At 39.2% G+C, this 26,177-nt stretch carries 31 protein-coding genes; 30 read left to right on the forward strand and 1 reads right to left on the reverse strand.

Annotated elements, in window-relative coordinates:
- The first annotated feature begins 33 nt into the window (after positions 1-33).
- From rpsA to spoIVA, 9 genes are all read left to right on the forward strand, one after another.
- Positions 34-1,173, forward strand: a complete 1,140-nt coding sequence (rpsA, locus tag QUF49_RS08810; RefSeq protein ID WP_289495299.1) for a 30S ribosomal protein S1 — start codon at positions 34-36, stop codon at positions 1,171-1,173.
- A 111-nt stretch (positions 1,174-1,284) separates the two neighbouring features.
- A complete protein-coding gene (locus tag QUF49_RS08815; protein WP_289495300.1) occupies positions 1,285-1,887 on the forward strand; it encodes a YphA family membrane protein in 603 nt (200 codons plus the stop codon).
- Positions 1,888-2,017: 130 nt separating this feature from the next.
- The gene (der, locus tag QUF49_RS08820) at positions 2,018-3,331 is read left to right on the forward strand and encodes a ribosome biogenesis GTPase Der (protein ID WP_198767641.1); all 1,314 of its coding nucleotides are present in this window, start codon (positions 2,018-2,020) and stop codon (positions 3,329-3,331) included.
- Between the two features lie 6 nt (positions 3,332-3,337).
- The gene (gene plsY / locus QUF49_RS08825; protein WP_289495301.1) at positions 3,338-3,919 is read left to right on the forward strand and encodes a glycerol-3-phosphate 1-O-acyltransferase PlsY; all 582 of its coding nucleotides are present in this window, start codon (positions 3,338-3,340) and stop codon (positions 3,917-3,919) included.
- A gap of 18 nt (positions 3,920-3,937) precedes the next feature.
- Positions 3,938-4,963 carry an NAD(P)H-dependent glycerol-3-phosphate dehydrogenase gene (locus QUF49_RS08830; protein WP_289495302.1) on the forward strand — a complete coding sequence of 342 codons (1,026 nt, stop codon included), beginning with the start codon at positions 3,938-3,940 and terminating at the stop codon, positions 4,961-4,963.
- A 117-nt stretch (positions 4,964-5,080) separates the two neighbouring features.
- Positions 5,081-5,341, forward strand: a complete 261-nt coding sequence (locus QUF49_RS08835; RefSeq protein WP_066241889.1) for a stage VI sporulation protein F — start codon at positions 5,081-5,083, stop codon at positions 5,339-5,341.
- Positions 5,342-5,651: 310 nt separating this feature from the next.
- Positions 5,652-5,852, forward strand: a complete 201-nt coding sequence (locus tag QUF49_RS08840; protein WP_289495303.1) for a DUF2768 domain-containing protein — start codon at positions 5,652-5,654, stop codon at positions 5,850-5,852.
- A gap of 14 nt (positions 5,853-5,866) precedes the next feature.
- Positions 5,867-6,577 carry a hypothetical protein gene (locus tag QUF49_RS08845; protein ID WP_289495304.1) on the forward strand — a complete coding sequence of 237 codons (711 nt, stop codon included), beginning with the start codon at positions 5,867-5,869 and terminating at the stop codon, positions 6,575-6,577.
- A gap of 261 nt (positions 6,578-6,838) precedes the next feature.
- A complete protein-coding gene (gene spoIVA, locus QUF49_RS08850) occupies positions 6,839-8,317 on the forward strand; it encodes a stage IV sporulation protein A (RefSeq protein WP_066241881.1) in 1,479 nt (492 codons plus the stop codon).
- Here the strand turns inward: spoIVA and QUF49_RS08855 are convergent.
- Positions 8,312-8,506, reverse strand: coding sequence for a hypothetical protein (locus QUF49_RS08855; protein ID WP_289495305.1), 195 nt, complete (start codon positions 8,504-8,506; stop codon positions 8,312-8,314). The genes spoIVA and QUF49_RS08855 overlap by 6 nt on opposite strands.
- 37 nt (positions 8,507-8,543) lie before the next feature.
- On the opposite strand from QUF49_RS08855, the gene QUF49_RS08860 reads away from it, so the two are divergent.
- From QUF49_RS08860 to QUF49_RS08960, 21 genes are all read left to right on the forward strand, one after another.
- Positions 8,544-8,702 carry a hypothetical protein gene (locus tag QUF49_RS08860; RefSeq protein WP_289495306.1) on the forward strand — a complete coding sequence of 53 codons (159 nt, stop codon included), beginning with the start codon at positions 8,544-8,546 and terminating at the stop codon, positions 8,700-8,702.
- Positions 8,703-8,977: 275 nt separating this feature from the next.
- Positions 8,978-9,250 (forward strand): HU family DNA-binding protein, encoded by a 273-nt coding sequence (locus tag QUF49_RS08865; protein ID WP_066241877.1) that lies wholly within the window; start codon positions 8,978-8,980, stop codon positions 9,248-9,250.
- A 261-nt stretch (positions 9,251-9,511) separates the two neighbouring features.
- Complete coding sequence (gene folE / locus QUF49_RS08870) at positions 9,512-10,078, forward strand: GTP cyclohydrolase I FolE (protein ID WP_289495307.1); 567 nt, start codon at positions 9,512-9,514, stop codon at positions 10,076-10,078.
- Positions 10,079-10,097: 19 nt separating this feature from the next.
- Positions 10,098-10,316: a trp RNA-binding attenuation protein MtrB gene (gene mtrB / locus QUF49_RS08875; RefSeq protein ID WP_066241872.1), complete on the forward strand. Its 219-nt coding sequence runs from the start codon at positions 10,098-10,100 to the stop codon at positions 10,314-10,316.
- Between the two features lie 149 nt (positions 10,317-10,465).
- Complete coding sequence (locus QUF49_RS08880; RefSeq protein WP_289495308.1) at positions 10,466-11,173, forward strand: heptaprenyl diphosphate synthase component 1; 708 nt, start codon at positions 10,466-10,468, stop codon at positions 11,171-11,173.
- Positions 11,174-11,177: 4 nt separating this feature from the next.
- Positions 11,178-11,882 carry a demethylmenaquinone methyltransferase gene (locus QUF49_RS08885; RefSeq protein WP_289495309.1) on the forward strand — a complete coding sequence of 235 codons (705 nt, stop codon included), beginning with the start codon at positions 11,178-11,180 and terminating at the stop codon, positions 11,880-11,882.
- Positions 11,883-11,928: 46 nt separating this feature from the next.
- A complete protein-coding gene (locus QUF49_RS08890) occupies positions 11,929-12,762 on the forward strand; it encodes a UbiA-like polyprenyltransferase (RefSeq protein WP_289497617.1) in 834 nt (277 codons plus the stop codon).
- Positions 12,759-13,349 (forward strand): UbiX family flavin prenyltransferase, encoded by a 591-nt coding sequence (locus QUF49_RS08895; RefSeq protein WP_289495310.1) that lies wholly within the window; start codon positions 12,759-12,761, stop codon positions 13,347-13,349. Before QUF49_RS08890 ends, QUF49_RS08895 begins: the two co-directional genes overlap by 4 nt.
- A gap of 6 nt (positions 13,350-13,355) precedes the next feature.
- Entirely contained in the window at positions 13,356-14,183 is an 828-nt protein-coding gene (locus QUF49_RS08900) for a menaquinone biosynthetic enzyme MqnA/MqnD family protein (protein WP_289495311.1), read from the forward strand.
- A gap of 22 nt (positions 14,184-14,205) precedes the next feature.
- Positions 14,206-15,171, forward strand: coding sequence for a polyprenyl synthetase family protein (locus tag QUF49_RS08905; protein ID WP_289495312.1), 966 nt, complete (start codon positions 14,206-14,208; stop codon positions 15,169-15,171).
- A gap of 84 nt (positions 15,172-15,255) precedes the next feature.
- Positions 15,256-15,699, forward strand: a complete 444-nt coding sequence (gene ndk, locus QUF49_RS08910) for a nucleoside-diphosphate kinase (protein WP_066241851.1) — start codon at positions 15,256-15,258, stop codon at positions 15,697-15,699.
- Positions 15,700-16,063: 364 nt separating this feature from the next.
- Complete coding sequence (locus QUF49_RS08915) at positions 16,064-16,843, forward strand: CheR family methyltransferase (RefSeq protein WP_289495313.1); 780 nt, start codon at positions 16,064-16,066, stop codon at positions 16,841-16,843.
- Between the two features lie 366 nt (positions 16,844-17,209).
- Positions 17,210-18,238 carry an anthranilate phosphoribosyltransferase gene (gene trpD / locus QUF49_RS08920; protein ID WP_289495314.1) on the forward strand — a complete coding sequence of 343 codons (1,029 nt, stop codon included), beginning with the start codon at positions 17,210-17,212 and terminating at the stop codon, positions 18,236-18,238.
- Positions 18,228-19,004, forward strand: coding sequence for an indole-3-glycerol phosphate synthase TrpC (gene trpC, locus QUF49_RS08925; RefSeq protein ID WP_289495315.1), 777 nt, complete (start codon positions 18,228-18,230; stop codon positions 19,002-19,004). The genes trpD and trpC overlap by 11 nt, the downstream gene beginning before the upstream one ends.
- Positions 18,988-19,620, forward strand: coding sequence for a phosphoribosylanthranilate isomerase (locus QUF49_RS08930; protein WP_289495316.1), 633 nt, complete (start codon positions 18,988-18,990; stop codon positions 19,618-19,620). Before trpC ends, QUF49_RS08930 begins: the two co-directional genes overlap by 17 nt.
- Positions 19,617-20,813: a tryptophan synthase subunit beta gene (trpB, locus tag QUF49_RS08935; protein ID WP_289495317.1), complete on the forward strand. Its 1,197-nt coding sequence runs from the start codon at positions 19,617-19,619 to the stop codon at positions 20,811-20,813. Before QUF49_RS08930 ends, trpB begins: the two co-directional genes overlap by 4 nt.
- Before the next feature lie 3 nt (positions 20,814-20,816).
- The gene (gene trpA, locus QUF49_RS08940) at positions 20,817-21,623 is read left to right on the forward strand and encodes a tryptophan synthase subunit alpha (protein WP_289495318.1); all 807 of its coding nucleotides are present in this window, start codon (positions 20,817-20,819) and stop codon (positions 21,621-21,623) included.
- Between the two features lie 14 nt (positions 21,624-21,637).
- Entirely contained in the window at positions 21,638-22,744 is a 1,107-nt protein-coding gene (hisC, locus tag QUF49_RS08945; protein ID WP_289495319.1) for a histidinol-phosphate transaminase, read from the forward strand.
- Between the two features lie 272 nt (positions 22,745-23,016).
- Positions 23,017-23,889 (forward strand): hypothetical protein, encoded by an 873-nt coding sequence (locus tag QUF49_RS08950; RefSeq protein WP_289495320.1) that lies wholly within the window; start codon positions 23,017-23,019, stop codon positions 23,887-23,889.
- 37 nt (positions 23,890-23,926) lie between these two features.
- Positions 23,927-25,180: a tetratricopeptide repeat protein gene (locus QUF49_RS08955; protein ID WP_289495321.1), complete on the forward strand. Its 1,254-nt coding sequence runs from the start codon at positions 23,927-23,929 to the stop codon at positions 25,178-25,180.
- A gap of 91 nt (positions 25,181-25,271) precedes the next feature.
- The gene (locus QUF49_RS08960) at positions 25,272-25,823 is read left to right on the forward strand and encodes a ReoY family proteolytic degradation factor (protein WP_289495322.1); all 552 of its coding nucleotides are present in this window, start codon (positions 25,272-25,274) and stop codon (positions 25,821-25,823) included.
- Positions 25,824-26,177 lie beyond the last annotated feature (354 nt).

The raw sequence follows: 26,177 nt of genomic DNA on the forward strand, positions 1-26,177 counted from the left end.
ATTACTTTTCTAATTTTTGAGGAGGGCACGAACATGACAGAGGAAATGAGCACAAGTTTAACAAATGCTACCATGGCTGAAAAAGGTGAAATCATTAAAGGTACTGTATTAAAAGTAGAAGACAAGCACGCGTTAGTTGATATCAGTGCAAAGCAAGACGCATTTTTACCCATTAATGAAGTTTCAAGTCTTTTTATTGAAAAGGTTAGTGATGTGTTGAATGAAGGAGATCAGATCACTGTTAAAGTACTCTCTAACACTGAGGACAAGCTACTTGTTTCAAAAAAAGCAGTAGACAGCGAAAAATCGTGGAGTGAACTGCAAGAAAAATTTGATTCAAAAGAAACGTTTGAAGTTGTTGTTCACGATGTAGTTAAAGGCGGGCTTGTAGTAGATCTTGGAGTTCGTGCTTTTATTCCAGCTTCTATGGTTGAGTCTCACTTTGTTGAAGATTTTTCTGATTACAAAGGTAAGACTCTTTCTGTTAAAATCGTAGAATTGGATGCTGAAAAAGGACGAGTTATTTTATCTCATCGTGCTGTTACGGAAGAAGAAGCGGGCTTCAAGAAACAAGAAATCTTAGATCGTTTGGCACCAGGTGAAATTATTGAAGGAAAAGTGCAGCGTTTAACGGACTTTGGAGCTTTCGTTGATATCGGAGGCGTTGATGGATTAGTTCACGTTTCACAGTTATCGCACAATCGAGTAGATAATCCTTCCGATGTTCTCAGTGAAGGTGAAACCGTTAAAGTTAAAGTTCTTTCCGTTGATCGCGATAATGATCGAATTTCTTTATCAATAAAAGAAACACAGCCAGGACCATGGGAAGAAGCAAGTTCTTCTATTAAGGCAGGAAGTGTAATCGAAGGTACAGTAAAACGCATCGTTACATTTGGAGCATTTGTAGAGGTAGCTCCTGGCATTGAAGGTCTCGTTCACATTTCTGAGATGGCAAACCGACATATTGGCAACCCGAGTGAAGTTGTAAAAGAAGGTCAGCAAGTATCTGTAAAAGTTCTAGATGTAAACAGTCAAGACAAAAGAATGAGCTTGAGCATGAAAGCTGTTCAAGATGAGAAGGAAAAAGCAAACTTAAAAGAAAATCTTCCTAAAGAAGAAAAAGGTTTCTCATTAGCAGATATGATTGGCGACCAGCTTAAAGGATATAAATAACTTATTATTTTCAGCCCTCGATTTTAAAATCGAGGGCTGTTTTTTTATATGTGATTAAACGACGGTTAAAAGAAGGCGTAAGGTGGCAATAATGCTACCGAGGTGAATTACATGAATGATGGTACGCTTTTTTATTGGTTCATGTGGATGGGCTGGATTATTGCAACCTTTCTCATCAAGAAGGGTTCTGTTAGAAATCACTCTGTTTTTATTACTTTAACGGGAATAACCTTGTCGGACACCTTCATTCCGTTTTCACTAGGAAAAATAAATGCCACGTTCTTATTCTTCTTGTGTATAGGGCTGATTTATTTGATTAAACATACCGATCAGCTATTTTTTTATGTAACAAGCTGTTTTATTGTTGCTACAGCTTACGTGTCGTTAGAACTTTTTGCTCTATACGACCCAGTTAAATTATTTTTTGAAAAAAAATATATGATCATTATCGTACTTGCTTCTCTTCTTATCTTGTTAACCAAAACGTATAGAGATCTTTTCTATATTCCTATAATAGGTCTTTTTATCGGTGATACAGTTTTTCAGTTTTTGATATATAAACTCAGTGCCACGATAGAAATAGGCTCACTATACGTGATGGATTTGTTGGTCTCAACTTCTATGATGCTCTTATTTATGGTAGTATTGGTAGATATGTTCAAAAAGTTAAGACGTACAGCTTTTAATAAGGTCACTTCTGCAAAACAGATTTAGAAGATATTGAGTTGTCTAAAGTGTAAAGTATTTGCTAAAATAAGTGGACTTGTCTATTTACAAGAAAATGATGGAACATATAAAAGAAAACTTGATGATTGACTTGATCAGGAAAAAGGGAAGTGTCTACATGACGAAACCAGTTTTAGCAATAGTAGGGAGACCAAACGTAGGGAAATCTACTATTTTTAACAGAATTGCGGGAGATCGTATTTCTATTGTTGAAGATATGCCAGGAGTAACGCGTGACCGTATCTACAGTTCAGCAGAATGGCTGAATACAGAATTCAACCTTATCGATACAGGTGGAATAGAAATTAGTGATGCACCATTTATGAGTCAGATGAAAGAACAAGCAGAACTTGCTATCGAAGAAGCAGATGTCATTCTCTTTTTAGTTGATGGCATGAACGGAATTACAGCGGCAGATGAAGAAGTTGCCAAAATGCTGTTCCGCTCAAAAAAGCCTGTTGTATTAGGTGTGAATAAGATTGATAACCCTGAACGTAAAGAGCTTCTGTATGAGTTTTATAGCCTGGGTATGGGTGAGCCAATCGGTGTGTCAGGAACACACGGAATCGGGCTTGGAGATCTTTTAGATCAAGTGGTAAGCCATTTCCCAGAAACGGTTGCAGAAGAAAAAGAAGACGACACGATCTATTTTTCATTAATCGGCAGACCGAACGTAGGGAAATCTTCACTCGTAAACGCTATTCTCGGTAAAGAACGCGTTATTGTAAGTAATATTGCAGGAACTACAAGAGATGCAATTGATTCAAGCTTTGAACGTGAAGATCAGAAGTATGTAATTATCGATACAGCAGGAATGCGCAAACGTGGAAAAGTGTACGAAACGACTGAGAAATACAGTGTTATGCGTGCGATGAAAGCGATCGAACGTTCCGATGTCGTCCTTATGGTTATCGATGCTGAAGAAGGAATCATCGAGCAAGATAAAAAGGTTGCAGGTTTCGCACATGAAGCCGGTAAAGCTGTCGTGATTGTTGTTAACAAATGGGATGCTGTTGAAAAAGATGATAAAACGATGCAAAAGTTTGAGCAGAAGATTCGTGACCATTTCCTCTACTTATCATATGCACCTATCGTCTTCGTATCGGCAAAAACAAAACAGCGACTTCATCAGCTATATCCTGTGATTAATCAAGTTGCCGAAAATCACTCGCTCAGAGTTCAGACAAATATCTTGAACGAAGTAATCATGGATGCAGTAGCTATGAACCCAGCACCAATGGATAACGGAAAGAGACTGAAGATCAACTATGCAACACAAGTGGCTTCAAAACCGCCTACTTTTGTTATCTTTGTTAACGATCCAGAATTATTCCACTTCTCGTATAAGCGTTTTCTGGAAAATAGAATTCGTGAAACGTTTGGTTTTGTTGGAACACCGATCAAAATATTTGCTAGAAAGAAAAACGATTAAGGTTTCATGATGACGATCGTTCTCTTCGTTTTCTCCTACTTGATAGGATGTATTAGCTTTAGTTATTTGCTGACCAAAGTTCTAAAAAATGAAGATATAAGAAATCACGGCAGTGGTAACGCAGGTGCTACCAACACGTTACGAGTACTTGGAAAAGGACCTGCGATCGCTGTCCTGCTATTAGACTGCTTTAAAGGTGTATTGGTCGTGTCAGCCGTTTTTTGGTTTACAGATTCACCAGTACTAGCTGTTTTATGCGGTTTAATGGCTGTTATTGGTCACAACTATCCCGTCTTTTACGGATTTAAAGGCGGGAAAGGAGTGGCTACGGCAATCGGTGTGTTTGCTGCTGTTGCATTTTTACCTTCTTTACTAGCAGGTTTGATTGCAATCCTAACGATTTGGGTTTCCAGGTTTGTTTCATTGGGTTCTATCGTTTTTTTAGTATTATCTCCGTTTTTTATGCTGTATCAATTTAACTTGCCTCTTGAAGCTGTTTTGGCAAGCTTCTCTATTTCGATCGTTTCAATATGGAAACATCGAGAAAATATGGCTAGGATCTGGAGAGGAAACGAACGCAAAATTTAATAGTGGAGTGTGACATGTATGCATAATGTTGCTGTTTTAGGTGCTGGGAGCTGGGGTACTGCTCTTGCCATCGTTTTAGCTGACAATGGTCATGATGTCCGTTTGTGGGGCCGTAGAGAAGAACAAGTTGTTGAAATTAATAAAGAACATCGAAATGAAAAGTATCTTCCAGGAGTAGAGTTGCCTGAGAACATAAAAGCGACCACTCAATTGGAAGAATGCGTGAAAGATGCTGATACGATTGTACTTGTTACGCCTACAAAAGCGATGAGAGACGTATTGAATCTTTTGAAAAACAACCTTGCATCTCCTGTTACAATTGTACACGCTTCAAAAGGAAACGAACCTGGTACATATAAACGAATTTCTGAAATTATTGAAGAAGAACTGCCTGAGTCTGTTCTTGAATCGGTGGTGGTTCTTTCAGGACCTAGTCATGCAGAAGAGGTTTCTTTAAGGCAGCCAACGACGGTTACTGTGTCTTCTGCAAATATGCAAGCTGCAGAAAGAGTTCAAGATCTTTTTATCAATCAAAACTTCCGTGTGTATACGAATCCCGATGTTATTGGTGTTGAACTTGGTGGAGCTTTAAAAAATATTATCGCTTTAGGAGCAGGTCTTTCTGATGGTCTAGGATATGGAGATAATGCAAAGGCTGCCTTAATTACAAGAGGTTTAGCGGAAATTGCTCGCCTTGGCACACATATGGGTGCAAACCCACTTACTTTTTCGGGCCTTACGGGAATCGGTGACTTAATCGTGACATGTACAAGTGTACATAGCCGTAACTGGCGTGCAGGCAATATGCTCGGAAAAGGCATGAAGCTTGATGATGTTCTTGAGAATATGGGCATGGTAGTTGAAGGTGTTAGAACGACTCAAGCAGCTTACGAATTGAGTAAGCGAGAAGAAGTGGAGATGCCGATCACTCAAGTCCTTTACGATGTATTGTTTAACGGTAAGGGTGCAAAACAAGCTGTTGATGATCTGATGCAGCGTTCTCGCACACACGAAGTAGAAGATGTATCTTCATTAAAGAGCTAAACACACAGATTAATAGGCGAATGTCTAAAAAATTTTAGGCAATCGCCTTTTTTTCTTTCACGCTTCTTTTTTACTTGCATAGGATAGGGTGAAAAGGAAGTGGGAGGAGGACTTCAGGTGGAACGTGAACAACAATTTTTTGATAAGATTGAGAAGAAAACAAGTGTAAAAAAGGATGATATTTTTAAACTTGCCCAATCCGTAAGTGGCTCTAATCTTCGCGACGAGCGCACGATTCGAATGCTGATTTCCCAAGTATCTTCTATGGCTGGGGTAGCAGTTACGAAACAAAAAGAAGATCAGATCGTTCAGGCTGTTTTAAACAACAACATCCCTTTAGATCTGGCAACATTATCTAAGATGTTTGATAATAAGTAGAACATAGGTTAGTTAATAAAAGTTTAGACACAAACAAAATCATGGAAGTGTTCATACAGTGCAGGAAGTATTTAGTCGAACACTCGGTCTGGAGCCGGGTGTTTTTTTCTGTTTAGGAATCTTAATGTTCTTGTGGACTGTTGTTTGGCAACATATTATGAAGAATACGAACAAAGAGTCTCTGCAGATGGCCTGCTAAAAGGCAGTTAATCCTCTCAACTTAGAAGAAATTCATCTACACGTTCCTGAAAAAGTAAAGGAAATAACAAGAATTATGCTATAATGTACGCTGTGGACAAGGAGGATACATATGAGTGAAGGTTTATTGAAAATGTGGGTGGCGTTGTCTGCCATCGGTTTAATGTTTATTGCTGTTTTTTCTATCATGTTCAGCAGATCAAAATTATCAGGGGTATTTCAGACGGTTGTTTCGTTATTCGCCTGGGTCTGTATGGTCGTAGCAGGTATTCTTATTATAATCGTTGTATTCAGCGGACCTGTTCAAGGATAAAGGAGGAAATCAAGATGACAAAGAAATGGTGGATTCCTCTATGTCTAATGGTGTTAACTCTTTCTGGGTGTTTATATCCCGAAGAACGAAAAACTCAAAATCGAGTTCCTTATCAGGATCAGATTACAGCAGTTCAGCAAGCCGTTGAAAGTTTTCAGAAAGATACAGGTGTGCTGCCGATTAAAACAAAAGATGCTGATACAGATATCTACCAAAAATACTTGATTGATTTTAATAAACTAGTCCCCAAATATATGCAGGAGCCCCCTGGGAATGCTTTTGAAAAGGGCGGAACTTTTCAATACGTTTTAATTGATGTTGAAACGAAGCCGACTGTTAAGCTTGCAGATCTTGTTTTAACAGACAAGGTTCAAGATGTACAGGTCGCACTAAACATCTATATGGCAGAACATCAATATCCGCCGTTTAAAAAAATAGAAGCGCAGGGCAGGCACACGCTCGATTATAAAAAGTTAGGTTTTAAGGAAGACCCGTACGTTACGAGCCCTTTTACAGGCAAGAAACTCCCGTTGATGGTTAACGGTGATGCAAAGATTTTTATAGATTACAGAAAAGATTTAAAATCTGCGATCTCAAGCTATTCGAACGAGTTAGATAAACATGAAGATATCCGTCATTTGCTAGCGATGCATTCCTTTTTTGTGCCTATCTATTCGGTTCCTTATACAGTTGAAAACAATAAGCCTGTTTTTTTAATAAAATAGGCATGAACTCTCCCTTTTTCTAATACATTCATAGAAAAGGCGGAGAGATTTTTTTTGGAAATCCTTTTAACGAAACAAGCTTTATAGTTTCATCGGTAGGCACTGAAGTGCGCCCTCCCGTTTTTATGAAACTATACAACAGAGAAATGTAAGGATCCAATAAAAATTTCCGTTCCTTTGTCATAATCAATAGGACAAAATCATACGATATATTGTCCAAGACTAGCATCCGGAACTTTATTTGGATCGGGAGGGAAACGAATGGAAAAAATCGATATTTTCAAAGATATCGCCGAAAGGACGGGCGGAGATATCTACTTAGGCGTAGTAGGAGCAGTAAGAACGGGTAAGTCCACTTTTATCAAGAAATTTATGGAGCTTGTGGTGCTGCCAAACATTGAAAACGAAGCAGAACGTCAACGTGCACAGGATGAGTTACCGCAGAGTGCAGCTGGACGCACCATTATGACCACTGAACCCAAATTTGTTCCAAACAACGCGGTAAGAATCAACGTAGGTGATGGGCTTGATGTTAACATCCGTCTGGTAGACTCTGTTGGTTATGCTGTACCAAGTGCTAAAGGGTACGAAGATGAAAACGGCCCTAGAATGATTCATACTCCTTGGTATGATGAGCCGATTCCGTTCCATGAAGCGGCAGAGATCGGCACAAGAAAAGTCATCCAAGAGCACTCTACACTAGGAGTGGTCGTCACAACGGATGGATCAATCGGAGAAATTCCAAGATATGATTATGTGGAATCAGAAGAGCGTGTTGTAGAAGAGTTAAAAGAAGTTGGAAAGCCGTTTATTATGCTAATCAACTCTACACAACCGCATCATCCAGATACACAGAAGCTGCGTAACGAGCTTTGTGAAAAATACGATATACCCGTACTTGCAATGAGTGTTGAAAGCATGACGGAGCATGATATCAACAATGTTCTTAGAGAAGCATTATACGAGTTTCCGGTGCTTGAGGTCAATGTGAATCTTCCTAGCTGGGTCATGGTGCTTCGCGAAAACCATTGGCTGCGTGAAAGCTATGAAGAAGCAGTAAGAGAAACAGTTCAGGATATTAAGCGTCTTCGTGATGTGGATAAAGTGGTTGGCTTCTTTGCAGACTATGACTTTATTGACGATGCGAGACTCGCAGGAATTGAAATGGGTCAAGGGATTGCAGAAATTGATCTTTTTGCACCAGATTACTTGTACGACCAGATTTTAAAAGAAGTGGTTGGGGTAGAGATTCGAGGAAAAGACCATCTGCTTCAGCTAATGCAAGAGTTTGCTTACGCTAAAACGGAGTATGATCAAGTGGCAGATGCACTAAGAATGGTCAAACAAACAGGATACGGAATTGCAGCGCCAGCCATCACAGATATGAGTCTTGATGAGCCAGAAATCATCCGACAAGGATCTAGATTCGGCGTTAGGCTTAAGGCAATTGCACCATCCATTCATATGATTAAAGTAGATGTTGAATCAGAGTTCGCACCAATTATTGGTACGGAAAAACAAAGTGAAGAGATGCTTAGATATTTGATGCAAGACTTTGAAGAAGATCCGCTATCCATCTGGAATTCTGATATCTTTGGAAGATCACTTAATTCTATCGTAAGAGAAGGAATCCAAGGCAAGATTTCACTAATGCCAGAGAATGCTAGATATAAATTAAAAGAGACGCTTGAACGCATTATTAATGAAGGATCAGGCGGATTAATTGCCATTATTTTATAACGTTGAGACTCCTATAACCGGGAGTCTTTTTTTTTTTTGCTTTGGCTGTTTCCGTATTCTTTGTTGTTTTTGTAAGTGGTTGATTTCCTTTCCAGGTGCTCGCTTTCCGCGGGGCAGGCGGTGAGCCACATTCGTACGTTTCACTCTTAAGTGTCTCACCTGCCCGCCTGTCCCGCAGGAGTCTCGCACCTTGCACTCCAATCAACTGTCACAGGAGAAAATAAAAATGAGGTTTGAAAGTAACAATCTTTTAGAAAAGAGCCTTGCTTGTTATAGACTGTTTTCTGCACAAATGGCGGAAAGCGAGCATCATGTAACGAAAAATTCATCACTACCAAAACTAATTAAACATGCGAAAACACTTCTTGCGTTTATGTTTTCTTGAAGAAAATAGCACAATTGTCCTGCCGTAGAGAAGAGACTTTTTTACCTCGCTGAACGGCGTTTTTTGTAAAAAAAGGTCAAAAAATAAGGAATTTTAAGGGTTGAATACCGAAAAACAGCTAAAAAAGATTGAATTCTTGAATGTAATCGTATAATATAAGGCTTGTCACAGATAAAATTAGTAAAATCCTGTATATTACCTATTAAATTAATACTGTACGAAAGTATTTCATGACCGATATAAGGTGAGTGAATCCTTGAGAGGAGGTGAATGGAATGAACAAGACTGATCTAATTAATGCAGTATCTGAGCAAGCTGAGCTTTCTAAGAAAGATGCATCTAAAGCAGTTGACGCTGTTTTCGAAGCAATCACTGGTACTCTACAAAGCGGTGATAAGGTACAACTTATCGGATTTGGTAACTTTGAAGTACGTGAGCGTGCGGCTCGTAAAGGACGCAACCCACAAACTGGTCAAGAGATCGAAATCTCTGCTAGCAAAGTTCCTGCTTTCAAACCAGGGAAAGCCCTTAAGGACGCTGTTAAATAATTGATACATAGGGCAACTTAAAGACCGTGAAGTTTTTCACGGTCTTTTTTTATACGATTTTTTTCTAAAGAACAAGTACTTCGATTAAAAGAACTCTAGTTTTTTTAAATTAGCTGTAAATGTATTCGTCTTCCGCCAACTTCTGATTACTCATAAAGAAAACTATATCTCCCTTGGTGTAAGGGGTTTCTCCTTTTGCTATTCTTCTTTCAGTATGCTAAAATTTTTCTATTGTGTTATTGGAATTGGAGGACAAAAAGCGTGGCAGAAGTTCAAAAAGAAAAAATTGAAACAGCAGTTAAAATGATTTTAGAAGCTATTGGTGAAGATCCTGAGCGCGAGGGTTTAATAGATACACCAAAACGTGTAGCGAAAATGTATGAAGAAGTGTTTCAAGGTTTAAATCAAGATCCGAAAGAACATTTTGCTACCATTTTTGGGGAAGATCATGAAGAATTAGTACTTGTTAAAGATATTCCTTTTTATTCAATGTGTGAGCATCATCTCGTCCCTTTCTTTGGGAAAGCGCACATCGGCTACATACCTAAGGGCGGAAAAGTAACAGGTTTAAGTAAACTTGCAAGAGCGGTAGAGGCTGTTACGAAGCGTCCGCAGCTGCAGGAAAGAATTACTTCAACGATCGCGAACAGTTTACTTGAGACATTGGAACCTCATGGGGTGATCGTTGTGATAGAAGCTGAGCATATGTGTATGACGATGCGAGGCGTTAAGAAGCCTGGTTCCATGACAGTGACTTCAGCGGTTCGAGGCGTTTTTGAAAAAGATCCTGCGGCTCGTGCAGAAGTGTTAAGTTTAATCAGAAACTGAAATTAAAGGAGGGTTACCCATGAAATCAGAATTTGACTTTTTTGTAATAAAAGCAAAAGAAAACGGTGTGAATGTAATTGGGTTAACACGTGGTACTGAAACAAGATTTCATCATTCTGAAAAACTTGATAAAGGTGAAGTGATGATCGCACAGTTTACCGAACATACTTCAGCAGTAAAGGTTAGAGGCAAAGCTGTTATCTATACGAAACATGGAGAAGTAGATACTGAATCGTAAGGGATTACTGGCGGTAAGGTCGCCGATAAGATGTGCTAGGCCATAAGCCTAGTTTTCTTTATGTCTTTTGATGAGGTTGAAACCTTACTATATTGGCGACTATGGTATAATAAGAAAGCACAATTTTGCTGTGTCATTGGAGGGATTTGATGAACACCATGGAACAAATTCAACGCTTAAAACAACATACACTTTTATTGATGCAGCACAGCTATGTGGAACGTTATATTCAACCTCCAGTCTTTAGTGAGTCAAAGGTATTTATCACTTACTGTCTGCTTCGTGAACTTGAACTTGATGAGGCTGTAGAAGCGGAATATTTTAGTTCAATTCTTTTAATTCAGTCTGCATTGGACCGCCATGATGTTATCTTGGACGAAAATGTTACAGCTGATAAGAAGAAAAGGCAGCTTGTTGTTTTATCTGGTGACTATTTTAGCAGTCTATACTATCTGCTGTTAGCTCGTTGTGAAAATTTAGATTTGATTTCACAATTATCGAGTGCTGTGCAGAGTATTAACGAACATAAAGCAAATCTGCATCAACAAGACAGGCTGCTAAACGGCAGTGTAGAATATTTGAAAAACGTGCAGAGAATTGAAAGTCTACTATTTACAAAAGCAGCAGAATCATTTGGTCTGCATACATATATCCCTTTTATTAAACGTTATCTTCTTGTGTCACGTTATCAGAATACAGAAATGAGAAGACAGTTAAGCGAGGAACAATTGAACTATTTGAAAGCTTGTGAAAAAGAATTGAAAAACAAAGATGTTGAAATGCCTCTCATGTTTCATAGAGAAGGATACAGCATCGAAACAGGCAGTGAAAATGACTTAATGTTAGGAGAGGGTTAATCCGATGTTGAGCAAAGAAGAACGGGTTCACTCTGTATTTGAAAAGATCTCTGATCAGTACGATTATATGAACGATTTAATCTCATTTAAACAGCATAATAAATGGCGCAATGATACGATGAAGCGTATGAAAGTACAACCTGGAGATCATTGTTTGGACGTGTGCTGCGGAACGGGAGAATGGACATTTGCTCTTGCTGAAGCGGTTGGGACACAAGGGCAAGTCATAGGCTTAGACTTTAGTCAGAACATGCTTAATGTAGGAATTGAAAAGCTGAAAAAACGCTCCTCTCCTCAAGTGAAATTTATTCATGGCAACGCAATGGAGTTGCCATTCGAAGACAATTCGTTTGATTTTGTAACGATTGGATTCGGCCTTAGAAATGTTCCTGATTACCTTCAGGCGCTCAAAGAGATGGCACGGGTTGTAAAGCCAGGGGGAAGAGTGGTGTGTCTGGAAACTTCTCATCCGACCGTACCTGTTTTTAAACAGCTCTTTAAATTTTATTTTACTTACATCATGCCAGTATTCGGTAAATTATTCGCTAAAAGCTATCAAGAATACGCATGGCTTCAAGAATCAACAGAAGCATTTTTGACAAAAGAAGAACTTAAAGAACTATTTAAAGAGGCAGGTTTGTCTAACGTTGAAGTCAAATCGTATGCACTAGGTGCTGCCGCCATGCATACCGGGAAAAAACAGCAATAGAAGAGAGCGTTGCAGTGTGTGGAATAAATTCAAAATAATTTTAGAAATGATTAAGTTTGAGCATACTATCTTTGCTTTGCCATTCGCTTTTTTAGGGGCAATCATGGGAAACATTGTAGAAGAAGGCACTATGCCGTCATTGATCGAATGGATCTGGATTACGCTTGCCATGGTTGGTGCAAGAAGTTCTGCAATGGCACTTAACCGTGCGATAGATTCAGAGATTGATGGAGCGAATCCAAGAACGAAAACAAGGGCCATTCCGGCAAAGCTGTTAAACAGAGGCGAAGTATTCGTATTTATAGCTGCTTCACTGGCACTTTTGTTCGTCAGTGCTTATCAATTGAATTCTCTATCCGTGAAACTGCTGCCGTTGGCTGTCTTTTTTCTAGTTATTTATTCGTATACGAAGCGATTTACTTATTTATGCCATATTGTTTTAGGGGTTACGATCGCCATTGCACCTCTTGGTGGCTGGGTTGGAGCTACAGGTACACTGAGTCCAGAAGCCTTTTTGCTATTCTTTGGTGTATTGTTCTGGACAGCTGGGTTTGACGTGATTTATGCGACACAAGATGCTGACTATGATAAGTCTCATGGTCTATACTCTATTCCTTCTGCTTTTGGTATCGCGAACGGATTGATGACAGCTAGATGGCTGCATGTTGCTAGTTTTATAGCTTTTATTTCACTCGGAGTTGTGTCTGGGATGGGTTGGATCTATTACTTAGGTGTATTCATCTCTGGAGCAATCATGGTTTACGAACACTCACTCGTAAAGCCGCATGACTTGTCCAAACTGGATGTAGCGTTTTTTACGATGAATGGTATCTTGAGTGTCGTTATGTTTATCTTTTCAATAGGGGACCTTTTATTATGAAGACATTTACAATAGGGATTACAGGGGCAAGTGGCGCTGTATACGGCGTTAGACTTGCTCAAGAAATTTTGAAAAGCGGGCATAAACTGCATCTTGTCGTAACGGAAGCAGGCTGGCAAGTGTTTAGAGAAGAATTGTTGTGGGATACGGAGAATCGTGAACAATGTATAGAGGAACATTTTGCTTTATACGGCAAAGAACGTTTTCATTACCACACATTGCGTGACTTTAATGCACCAATCGCCAGCGGGTCATATCAGAACGATGGGATGGTAATCATTCCTTGTTCGATGGGCACTCTCTCTGGTATTGCACATGGTGCTTCTGGCAATCTATTAGAACGCACAGCTGATGTTATGCTGAAAGAGAGCCGTAAGCTGATTTTAGTGCCTAGAGAAACACCGCTTCATAAAATACATCTTGAAAACATGTTAAAAGTAACAGAAGCTGGAGGAAAGATTGTTCCTGCCATGCCAGGATTTTATCACTTACCTAAGTCAATGGATGACCTTGTAAACTTTTTGGTAGGAAAAGTTTTGGACAACTTAGGTGTACATCACGAATTGTTTACACGCTGGGGAGACTGATAGATTATGAACATCGGGGAAATCAGCTATACGAACATCATACCCCTATATTATTATTTAGATAGAGAACGTCTGATGGATCAAGGGGTAACGATTACACATGCTGTTCCGTCTAAAATCAATAGGTTGATGGAGAACCAGTTAGTCGATATCGGTGGCATTTCATCCTTTTCTTTTGGAAAGAATGCTGATCATTACAGTCTAGTTCCAGATCTTTCCGTGTCTTCTTACGGAAGAGTGAACTCTATCTTTTTATTTTCTAAACGCAAAATCGAAGACTTGAGCGGAAAAAAAATCGCATTAACATCAAGCTCAGAAACATCTGTTGCACTGTTAAAGATCGTATTAGATCGCTTTTATTCCGTTGAAGTTTCATATCAGGTGGAAACACCTCATTTTGAAAAAATGCTAGAGAATTACGATGCTTGTCTTCTTATTGGGGATGATGCAATTTCAGCATACCGAAAAAGAGGGTCTTATCATGTTTATGATCTTGGGGAGATCTGGTATCAGCAGACAGGGCTACCTATGATTTTTGCCGTCATGGCTTATCGAAATGAAATGGAAACAGAAAAAGGATCGCTTCTTTCGTATGTTGGAAAAAGTATGATCGAGAGCAAAGAACGCTGCCAAAGAGAAAAATTTATTCCTGTCATAGAGCGAGTGCTGGCAAAGCATGGAGGGACTTTTCAGTTCTGGGAATCGTATTTTAATGGGTTAAATTATCAGTTTAGTGGCGAACATGAAAAAGGACTAAACCTTTATTTTCAGCTAGCTGTAGAGTGCGGATTGTTAAAGACAATGCCCTCTATCTTAAAGTATTCGTATAAGTAACGGGCGATAGGGTGAAACAAAAGTGAAGTTAAAGGACTTATACTCATTTCTAAAAAAAGATTTGCAGCAAATTGAAGATCAGCTAGTACAATCTGTTCGTTCTGATCAGACATTGATTCATACGGCTGGCGCTGAGCTGTTAAAAGCAGGGGGAAAGAGAATCCGCCCTGTATTTGTCCTGCTATCTGCTCAGTTTGGGACGTATAACATTCAGCAGATCAAAAAGCCAGCTGCGGCACTTGAACTGATTCATATGGCTTCCTTGGTTCATGATGATGTAGTGGATGATGCTGATATGAGACGGGGAAGAGAAACCGTCAAAGCAAAATATGATAATAAAATCGCCATGTATACAGGAGATTTTATCTTCGCATCCGCTTTGAAACTAATGTCAGAAATTAATATTCCTCTTGCTCATCAAATTCTTGCACAAGGTATGAAAGAGATGTGTCTTGGCGAGATTGAGCAGATTAACGAACAGTATGATACTGATCAAAATGTAAGAAAGTATTTTAAACGTATAAAAAGAAAAACAGCTTTATTGATCGCACTAAGCTGTCAGTTAGGCGCCATCACTTCAAAGGCGGATGTTTCTCTTCAGAAAAAATTATATGAATTTGGCTTCTGTGTAGGCATGGCCTTCCAAATTACAGATGATATTTTAGATTTCACAGCATCTGAGAAACAGCTAGGCAAACCAGCAGGAAGCGATTTGAAACAAGGGAACTTAACGCTGCCTGTACTGTTCACTATGCGACAATATCCAGAAATCAAGGAAAAATTAAATGTTTACTACGAAACAAAAGATGCAGCATTGCTTGCTGAACTTTTAAAAGATATTAAACGTCTTGGCGGTATTGAGTTTGCAACGCAGATTTCTGATAAATATTTGAAGCGTGCAAAACTAGCTGCTTCTTCCTTACCTGAAACGGATGCTAGGGATAGTTTGTTAAAAGTAGCAGATTATATCGCTGGTCGAAAATTTTGAGTGATTGCTAATTTTTAAAATTTTTGGTACGATTTCTCTGGGGAACTTGTCCCACATATACATAGATGATAGGAGAGGGAATGCATGGAAAAAACGTTTTTAATGGTAAAACCTGATGGTGTTCAACGTGCGTTAATCGGAGAAATCGTATCCCGTTTTGAAAAGAAAGGTTTTCAGCTTGTTGGTGCTAAGCTAATGAACATTTCTGAAGATCTTGCAAAAGAACATTATGGTGAGCACAAAGAGCGTCCGTTCTTCGGAGAACTTGTTGACTTTATTACTTCTGGACCAGTATTTGCTATGGTTTGGGAAGGTAAAGACGTTATTCTAACAGCTCGTAACATGATGGGTAAAACAAACCCAGCTGACGCTGCTCCTGGTTCAATCCGCGGAGATTATGCTGTACAAGTTAGCAACAACATTATTCATGGTTCTGATTCAGCTGAAAGCGCTGTCCGTGAAATCGGTCTTTTCTTTAAAGAAGAAGAACTTGTGTCATACGATAAAGCAGTTGCAGTTTGGATTTAATTTTATAACAAAATGAAAGCGTTTTAGCCGGCCATTGTGCCGGTTTTTGTTTTTCCAGGACAAAGTTGAGACTGTGATGTAGCAGCTTATGCAGTTTCAAAGCTCCTACAATAAAAATCTTAAATGAATCCGGCGAGTTATTGCAATATTCCAGCGAGAATTACGATTAATACAGCGAATTTTAAGGATAATCCGGCGAGTTTTAGTTATATATCGGCGAGTCGACATCATCAGACATAATTCAGCAAATCGTATGCTAATAGATTTTAAAAGTGTCACCACTTAACGCAACAATTTAATATAAAATCCGATACTATACATATATAGATTAAATTTGCATGGCAGTTGAATTGGAGAGAGACATATGGATCGCGACTATGAAGGCTTTAAACAGAGCATATATGATCAAACAGGGATAAATCTTTCATTGTATAAGGAAGCACAAATGAAGCGGAGACTCATTGCGCTGCGTGATAAACGCTCGTTTGGTACGTTTTCTGATTATTTTCATGCACTCAAAAAAGACCCAGAACTGCTTCTTGAGTTTTTAGACCGGATGACGATCAACGTTTCTGAATTTTACCGAAATCCTGCACGGTGGGATGTGCTTGAGAAAAAAATCATTCCCTTATTACTTGAAGACAGGTCATCAATAAAAGTGTGGAGTGCAGCCTGCTCTACAGGAGAAGAGCCCTATAGCCTGTCGATGATGTTATCAGATCACAAAAACAACGTATTTAGGTTTTCGATACTTGCAACAGACTTAGATCAGCAAGTGTTAGAGCAAGCGAAAAAAGGGTTTTATTTCGAAAAAGCAATCAAAGATGTGCCGAGCGACAAAAAAGTGCGACATACTACGAAAGAGGAACTTGGTATAAGAGTTTCAGATACAATTAAAAAGCACGTAACCTTCAAAAAGCAAAACTTGCTTTCAGATCGTTTTGAATCCGATTTTGATCTGATCGTTTGCCGAAATGTAATGATCTATTTTACTGAGGAAGCAAAAGCCGTTCTTTATCAAAAATTTAGCAAAGCCCTTCGAAAAGGCGGTGTCCTGTTCGTAGGAAGTACCGAGCAGATTTTCAATCCAGGGTTATACGACCTAGAATCCGTTGAACCTTTCTTTTATCGTAAACTAAGTTGAATGGAAATCTTTACGTACAAATCTGTTGACAGATTTACAGCAATGGTTTAATGTAACTGATAAGTTTAGAGCACATAGGTTAGAGCAATTTAGTTTAGAGTTTAGAGCATAGTTGAGACAAGTTGAGAGAGTTTGAGTGGAGCAGAGCCGAGAATGGATATGTACATATGCCATGCGGGTTATTTCTGCATGGCTTTTTTGTATGCTTCATAAGAAGTATGTACATGTTCCCTATTAGATCGACCTCTTATATCCTCCTCATTCTCCGTATTAACGGAGGTGCAGATATGATTATATCCTTCCCGATTCCTCCTTGAACGTTTTTGTTTGTAGACAAAACAACCAAAACGATTAAGGGGTGTTCATATGATTTCAAATATCATTCAAAAAATAATGAAACACGAAACATTAACAGAAAATGAAGCTTTTTATTTTATGGAGAAATTGGCGAGTGGTGAAGTAACAGATGCTCAAGGAAGTTCTGTTTTAAGCATCATGAGCTTTCGCGGTGAGACTGTAGCAGAGATTGTTGGTTTTGTTAAAGCAATCAGAAAACTCTCTAGAGCGGCAGATTCTTCCCAACAAAATGAGCTGATGGATACTTGCGGTACTGGCGGTGATGGAGCATCGACTTTTAACATCTCTACTGCAGTAAGTATCATACTCGCTTCTTTAGGGGTAAAAGTAGCCAAACACGGCAACAAAGCGGTTACATCAAAAAGTGGAAGCTCAGATGTGCTAGAGGCATTAGGTATTCAAGCTTCCAGTAACCAATTTGAAGCGAATTCTCAGCTGAAGAAACACGATATAGCGTTCTTACACGCTCCATATTTTCATCCGGCACTAAAAAAAGTAGCCTCTTTAAGGGGGCAACTGCCTTTCCGAACGATTTTTAATTCGATCGGTCCTTTGTTAAATCCGATGTCACCCGCATATCAGTTGATTGGAGCTAGCAATGAGAAAGTTGCTGAAAAGCTTGCTGAAGTGATTAAGGAGCTCGGAATCAAACGAGCATTGATTGTTACAGGGAAAGAAGGCTTGGATGAATGTTCGATTACAGGCGAAACAAGGATGTTTTTAGTTGAGAACAACACGATTACGTCGTTTCTTTACACACCTGAAGAAGCAGGATTAAATCGAGGGAATTTAAGTGATTTAACCGTTACAGATAAACAAGAAAGTGCTGAACTCATCCGTTCCATCCTTCAAGGTGCAGGAAACGAATCAGCTCGTAATATCGTCATCCTTAATGCAGCTGCAGCCTTGTATGCGTCAAAACGGGTTCTAAGTATTCGAGACGGAGTGGAAATCATTAAACAATGTCTACAATCCAAATCCGCATATTATCATCTTGAAGAAATGACGAAAGAAGAGGCGAATGTGTATGTTAACTAAAATATTGAGACAAAAAGAAAAAGAAGTTGCGGTTCTTCCTTCATTTAAAATAGGAGAGCTGGATTTTACAGATAAAGATCATCGCCCTTTTGCTGATAAAATTGCAAACTCTTTGAACAGACCAGCGTTGATCGCCGAAGTGAAAAAAGCTTCACCATCTAAAGGAATCATAAAAGAAAATTTCAATCCTGTAGAGATCGCTGTGGAATATGAAAAAGCAGGAGCATCTTGCTTATCCGTCTTAACGGATACAGAGTTCTTTCAAGGAGACCTTCAATACTTAAAAGACATACGTAATCACGTGTCACTTCCCCTGTTAAGAAAGGATTTTATTATAGACGAAAAGCAAATCATTGAAAGTGTCGAACACGGAGCAGATGCGATTTTACTTATCGCGGCATGTTTAACAAGTGATCAATTAAAGAACCTGCACGCTTTTGCAACGGAATGCGGCTTAGAATGTTTAGTAGAAGTTCATTCTAAAGAAGAGATTATTCAAGTTTATGATGTATGCGATCCTTCGATGATCGGAATCAACAATCGAGATCTTAAGACGTTTACAACCGATATTGAGCATACGTTTTCTCTTCTATCATTTATTAAGGAAGAAACGCTTGTTATAAGTGAGAGCGGCATTAAAACGGCTTCAGATGTAAAAAGTCTGTTGGATCACAATGTGAACGGTATGCTAATCGGTGAGACATTGATGAGAGCTGACTCAATAGAAAACACAATCAGAGAGCTTTATCATGACGGTTCAAATTAAATATTGCGGCTGTCAGTCAGAAGAGGACTACAGCCTGTTAATAAAAACAAATGCTGACTTGGTTGGTTTTATCTTTGCTGAGAGCAAAAGAAAAGTAAACGCATCTGATGTGAAGAACTGGATTGAAAAATACGGAAATCCGAAACAGCTCGTCGGAGTGTTTCAAAATGCTTCAATGAAACAAATTACGGATGTGTTGAGTGAAGCACCTATAGATATCATTCAGTGTCATGGAGATGAATCGGTAGAAATGATTGAAGAGTTGAGTAAACGTTTCAACAAGAAAATCTATAAAGCACTGCCTTATAATAAACAAATTCTTGAAGACATTGAAATTTACGCACATGCCTCTGATGCAATCATCGTAGATAGTGTATCGAAAGGACGATTCGGCGGGACAGGTTTTCCTTTCTCTTGGGTAGATGTTCCCCTCATGATGAAGAAAGCTGAACAAGTAGGAACAACGTGTTTCATAGCAGGAGGCATTTCACCAGATAATGTTTCTGAACTAGTAAGATACAATCCCCACGGAATAGACTTGAGCGGCGGAATAGAAGAGAACGGGAAAAAGAGTGTGAAACGGATAGAACAATTGGAAAGGATGATAATGAGATGACAACAGCTTCAGTACCTGATTATAGAGGAAGATACGGTGTGTTCGGCGGAAAGTACGTACCAGAGACGATCATGTTTGCACTTGAAGAGCTTGAGGCAGCGTTTGATGAAGCCATAAAAGATAAAGAATTTAATGAGCTGTTTCAGAAAGAACTAGCGATTTATTCTGGAAGACCGACTCCCCTTACAAAAGCAGACCGTCTGAGTGATTCCAATGGTGGTGCATCCATTTATTTAAAACGAGAAGATCTTAACCATACAGGTGCACATAAGATAAATAACGCGATCGGCCAAGCGCTTCTTGCAGTAAGAATGGGAAAGAAGAAGATAATCGCTGAAACTGGAGCGGGACAGCATGGTGTTGCTGCAGCGACAGTGGCTGCTAAATATGGATTGTCTTGCAAAGTGTATATGGGGAAAGAAGATATACGAAGACAAGCGTTAAATGTATTCCGGATGAAGCTTTTAGGGGCAGAAGTGATTGAAGTTACTAGCGGAAGCCAAACGTTAAAAGATGCTACGAACGAAGCGATTAGAGAATGGGTAGCTTCAGTAGAAGACACGTTCTATCTTATAGGTTCAGCGGTGGGTCCATATCCTTATCCTAAAATGGTAAAACAGTTTCAGCAAGTAATCGGTCATGAAACGGAAAGTCAGTTTACTCAAGAACATGATGGCAAACTTCCTGATGCTGTTGTAGCTTGTGTCGGCGGAGGGAGTAATGCGATAGGAATGTTCGCACCTTTTATTGAGAAGGAAGTTCCCTTATATGGTGTAGAAGCTGCAGGTCTTGGTGTAGATACGGACCAACATGCTGCTACACTATCAAAGGGTTCAAATGGTGTTATTCATGGATCACTGACGAAACTGCTTCAAACGAGTGAAGGACAGATTACTGAGCCATATTCCATCTCAGCAGGCCTTGATTATCCTGGAATAGGTCCAGAGCATGCTTATCTTCATGAAACAGAAAGAGTAAAATATGAAGCTGTAACAGATAAAGAAGCTTTAGAAGCGTTAAAGCTTTTATGTATAAATGAAGGTATTCTATGCGCTCTAGAGAGTGCTCATGCTGTAGCATATAGTTTAAAGCTCGCTAAATCTATGAATAAAGATCAAGCTGTTGTTGTATGTTTGTCAGGGCGAGGCGACAAAGATGTTCATACACTTATGGACAAAGAAGGGGGCGAATAAAAAATGAATAAAAGATGGGAAGTCTTTCAAAATTCGTCAGACTATCGCTTTGTGCCGTACATCATGGCAGGTGACCCTAGTGAAGAAGCTACCATTGAATTGTCATTAGCACTACAAGAGTGCGGTGCCGCGGCACTGGAACTTGGTGTTCCTTATTCTGATCCTTTGGCTGATGGTCCTGTCATTCAAAGAGCGGGTATGCGCGGTCTGGCACAAAAGGTTAATCTTGAAAAGACAATAGCGCTTGTTTCGAAGCTTCGTGAAAGAGGTTTAGAGATTCCAGTTATTATCTTTACTTATTATAATCTTTTGTTACAATTAGGAGAAAATCGCTTCCTGCAGTTAGCAGAAGAAAACGGTGTGGACGGTATTCTCGTTCCAGATCTGCCGTATGAGGAAAGCGGTTATCTGCAAGAAATGTGTTCACAGCATAACCTTGCTCTTATTTCGCTTGTTTCACCGACAACACGTGAAGAAAAGCTTGTAAAGCTCTCAAAAGAGGCAGATGGCTTTTTATATTGCATATCATCATTGGGTGTTACCGGAATAAGAAGCGAGTTTAGGGATGGTCTGGACGAATTTCTGCGAGCCGCGAAAGCAAACAGCCAAGTTCCCGTCTTAGTAGGGTTCGGACTGTCACAGCGAGAACAAATCCAACAGTTTGAAGGTAGCAGCGATGGATTTATCGTAGGCAGTGCGATCGTTAAAAAGATTGAGGAACTTGAAGAAGAGCTGCTAACTAACAGGGAGGAAGCGATCAAAACGTTTAAAGCATTTATTGAATCATTGCTACCTGTCTATAGTCGTTAAAAAGGAGTGGAAAAATGCAGCCGAAACAGCAGTTGTTATCTTTAAAACCTTACAAACCAGGTAAACCAGTTGAAGAAGTAAAACGAGAATTAGGCCTTGAGAAGATTGTAAAGCTTGCATCAAACGAGAACCCCTATGGATGTTCTGCTCTTGCAAAAGAAAAGATAGCTGAAGAGCTCTCAAACCTTCATGTTTATCCAGATGGATATTCTGCAGAGCTTAGAGAGAAGCTCGCAATTCATCTTCAAGTAAACCAAGAGCAGCTCATCTTTGGTAATGGATCTGATGAAGTCGTACAAATTCTGTGCAGAGCTTATTTATCACCTGAAACGAATACCGTAATGGCGGCGCCGACTTTCCCTCAGTACAGACATAATGCTGTTATTGAAGGAGCAGAAGTGAGAGAAGTTCAGTTGATAGAAGGAAATCATGATTTAGATAGCATGCTTGAGGCAATTGATAATGATACGAGAATCGTCTGGCTTTGCAATCCGAACAACCCGACTGGCAACTACATTCCTGAAGCTGAGTTTGTAAGTTTTATGAAAAAAGTGCCGCAAAACGTTATTGTTGTAAGTGACGAAGCTTATTTTGAATACGTTTCAGCTGCTGATTATCCAAACACAGTCGATTATTTAAATGATTTTCCGAATCTAGTAATCTTAAGAACCTTCTCTAAAGCGCATGGTCTTGCAGCGCTTCGAATTGGCTATGGAATAGCTGAAGCATCGATTATCCAATCTATTGAGCCGGCAAGAGAACCGTTCAATACATCCCGAATTGCGCAAGCAGCAGCGATCGGAGCTCTTGGTGATGGAGGCTTCATTAACGAGTGCAAAAAGAAAAATAGAGAAGGATTAGAACTTTTTTATGCATTCTGTAATCAAAAAGGGCTGCTGTATTATCCTTCTGAAGCAAACTTTATCTTGCTGGACGTCCAGTCAAATGCAGATGAAGCTTTTGATTATCTATTAAGAAAAGGATATATCGTTCGCTCAGGCAGTGCCCTTGGTTTTCCCACAATGATTCGAATTACAATTGGCGAAGAAGAACAAAACAGAGAGATCATTGAACATTTAGTAACGTATATTGATACAGTTGTACAAAAAGTCAATAAATAAGGATAAGTGCAAGAAAGCTTAACATAAAAAGAAAATAGCCCAGGTCCATTAGCATAGAACTCGGGCTATTTTCATAATTTTCAAAAAAGTGTTGCATTTTAAATAAGCTCTATTTATAATGAATGTAATATGGTTTCTCTCCACTCCTATCCATATTATACTTTCCTGACAGCGCTTACATGTCAGGACTTTTTTTGTTTTCAGTACTTTTTCTCACATAAATTCCCCGTTTTTATCATAGCTTGTCTTAAGAAGAAAAAAGGAGGCGAGCTATGCGATATATTATTGAGCGCCCGCTGCAATCGCTCGGTACAGATACTATGCTTTCCTATCTAGTAGACTCTCAAAAAATCTCCTACGTGTCACAGGGCCCTCTAAGAATGAATGTTATGAAGATGTCCATGCAAGGTTTAAAGATGATACCCGGGCATATCAGTCCTCTAATGTCATTGAATAGATTGCCTATCGAAAAGGTAAAGCAGCGTCTTGGTGAAAGAGTTCGAAGCGGTACCACCACATTATTAACATCTGCAGAGATTAACTACCTGCATGAAGCGGAAACAGAGTTAAAACGAACACGTCATCTTCTTGTGTCAAGTTCGATCGATTATTGCATTGGTCTAAGCATGTCTCCTGAAAAGATTTCACCACAGATCATGAGCTTTTGCCGAAAGAGGAAAATTCCATTCATTCAGTTGATCTGTATGGATTTTAAACAATTAACTCACGTTATTTGGGAAAGAATAAGAGAAGCGAATTTTGATTATGGAACTGTCATTTTCCCTTCTTTTCCATCTCATATTGATATGAAGTTAAAAAAGACATGGCAAAGAAAATGGAATGAACTTGCAACCAAATTTCAAATTCCAACCCTTTTTAACGAAATAATTGAGAATGAACCGCTGCCATTACCAAGTTTAAAAATGCTTGGGATCTATCCGGTCAAAGGTGGATTGTTTACAGGAAGTGATGCAGATTACTGTATCCTTGCTACTGATGGAGTGAATGAAACTTTAAAGAGTGTGATCGTGAGAGGAACAATCGTTTACTCAGAAAATCTTCTGGAAAGACAGCAAGGTTATGGGAAAGAAATTATCGTTATAAAGCCCCGTCGTTTTGGAGAATCTCTCATTTCTCGTGTATAATAAGCACAAGAATACTAGGGATAAGGGAGTTTTTTCATTGAACGATATCCAAGATGCCATTAGGCTCGTAGAACACGGCGACGTAGAAAAAGGCATGACTTTATTAAATAAACTTAAACAAAAAGCAACAGATCCAGAAAAGTTTGAGATCGCTGAAGTTTATCTAAACTGGGGACATACTTCAGAAGCAATGAGCCTTTTTAATGCTTTGCTTGAAAAATATCCTGGTGATGGTGAGCTGCTCGTTTCAGTAGCAGAATGCTGTCTGGATGAGGGAATGGACGAGAAGGCAATAGAGTATTTAGAACAAGTAGACGAAAATGATGATGAATATTTAAGAGCACTCATCCTCCAAGCAGATCTGTATGAAAGTCTTGGATTGACTGAAGTAGCTGAGCGTAAGCTGACTGAGGCGCACCAAAAAGACGAAAATCATCCTGTACTTTCTTACGCACTAGGTGATTTTCATTTGAGACAAGGTAAATTTGATTCAAGTTTGCCTCTTCTAAAGAAAGCGATCGACAAAAAAGCAGAAATTGAAGATTTGACCCTTAGATATGCAGAAGCATTGAGCCGTGCGGGGAAATTTGAAGAATCACTTCCTTTTTACAGAAAAGGCCTGGATCATCACAAAGATCTATATAGCTTGTTTGGCCATGGCGTGACTGCCTTTAAAGCAGGAGAATTTAAAGAGGCCATTTCAAGTTTAGAAGAGTTAAAAGATATGGATCCGGACTATACCACGCTTTATAGTGTACTATCTGAAGCTTACGAAGAAGAAGGTGCTTTGACAGAAGCGTATGAAGTGATATCAGAAGGATTAAAGAGAGATGAACATAACGAAAATATATATTTGCAGGCTGCGAGGTTAGCTTATAAGCTCCATAACCCTGATCAGGGAGAAATGTGGGTCAAGCAAGCACTCGAACTCAATCCAACTCGTATTGAGCCGTTATTACGGTTAGGTGATCAATATATAAGGGAAGAAAGGTTTGAGGATCTATTAAGTCTATACAAACCGCTTGCTGAAACAAAAGAGGAAATTCCGCTCATGTATTGGCATCTTGCTACCGCCAATAAAGAATCAGAAAACTATAGTGAAGCAGCTAAATGGTATGAAAAAGCGTCAGAACTTTTTTCCGAAGATCCCGTGTTCTTAGAAGAACATGCCTATTTTCTTCTTGAGGAGGGAGAGCAGAAGAAAGCCAAAAATATCTTGGTTAACCTGCTGAACCAAAACCCTGAACGAGTGGATATTGAAGACGTTTTAAATCGATTGGAAGAATTTTAAAACTTTCTGAAGCAAAGAAGGATTTTACAACCTGTGAGAGAATATAAATTATTATACAAAAGACGTGTTTTTGAATGATGGGGGGATTGCAATGAGCAGCACCGTTTCGGTCCTTGAAAAAAAGGATTTTATCAAATGGTTCCTTAATCATTATCAGTTAAAGAAGCGCGAATGTGTTTGGTTATTAAACTATTTAGTTAGTGACGACCAACTGATGGAGAAAGTACATTTTGTAGAGAAGGCTGAGTATTGTCCTAAGGCTATAATCATGTCAACTCAATGTACAGACGGAGTTCCTTTCCGTTTTTACAAGCAAAATGTTCTAACAACTGATGCCGAAAAATCATTTCATGACATTCGCTTAAACCAAGAAGAAGAAATCTATCTCGAACTCAATTTTAATGCATCACGGTTAACACCAGAATATGCTTCTGTTTTAGAAGAAAATCCTCATTTGCCTCAAAATATGTCAATGGACAAAAAATACGGCATCTGGGCAGAAATGGTTCTTGAAAAATCGATCGAAACCTACCGAAAGAACGATATTATGGCTAAGATCGATGAAGCGTTAGATCAAAAAGATTATGATAGTTTTACGAAATGGACCAACGAACTTAAAAATTTAGAAAAACAGCCGTCATAGCCGTGTAAAGGTGACTCTTGTAGAGTCGCCTTTTTTGTTTTTTTCTAACGGTGAGCATATGTGCTCCCTATTTGAGGATTCGTGCTCGTCCAGCGGCATTTATGCACGCTGGACGAGCGCCATATGAAAAATACGAGCGCCATATGAAAAATACGAGCGCCATATGAAAAATACGAGCGCCATATGAAAAATACGAGCGCCATATGAAAAATACGAGCGCCATATGAAAAATACGAGCGCCATATGAAAAATACGAGCGCCATATGAAAAATACGAGCGCCATATGAAAAATACGAGCGCCATATGAAAAATACGAGCGCCATATGAAAAATACGAGCGCCATACGAAAAATAC

This window comes from Fictibacillus sp. b24, assembly GCF_030348825.1.
Classification (GTDB): domain Bacteria; phylum Bacillota; class Bacilli; order Bacillales; family Fictibacillaceae; genus Fictibacillus.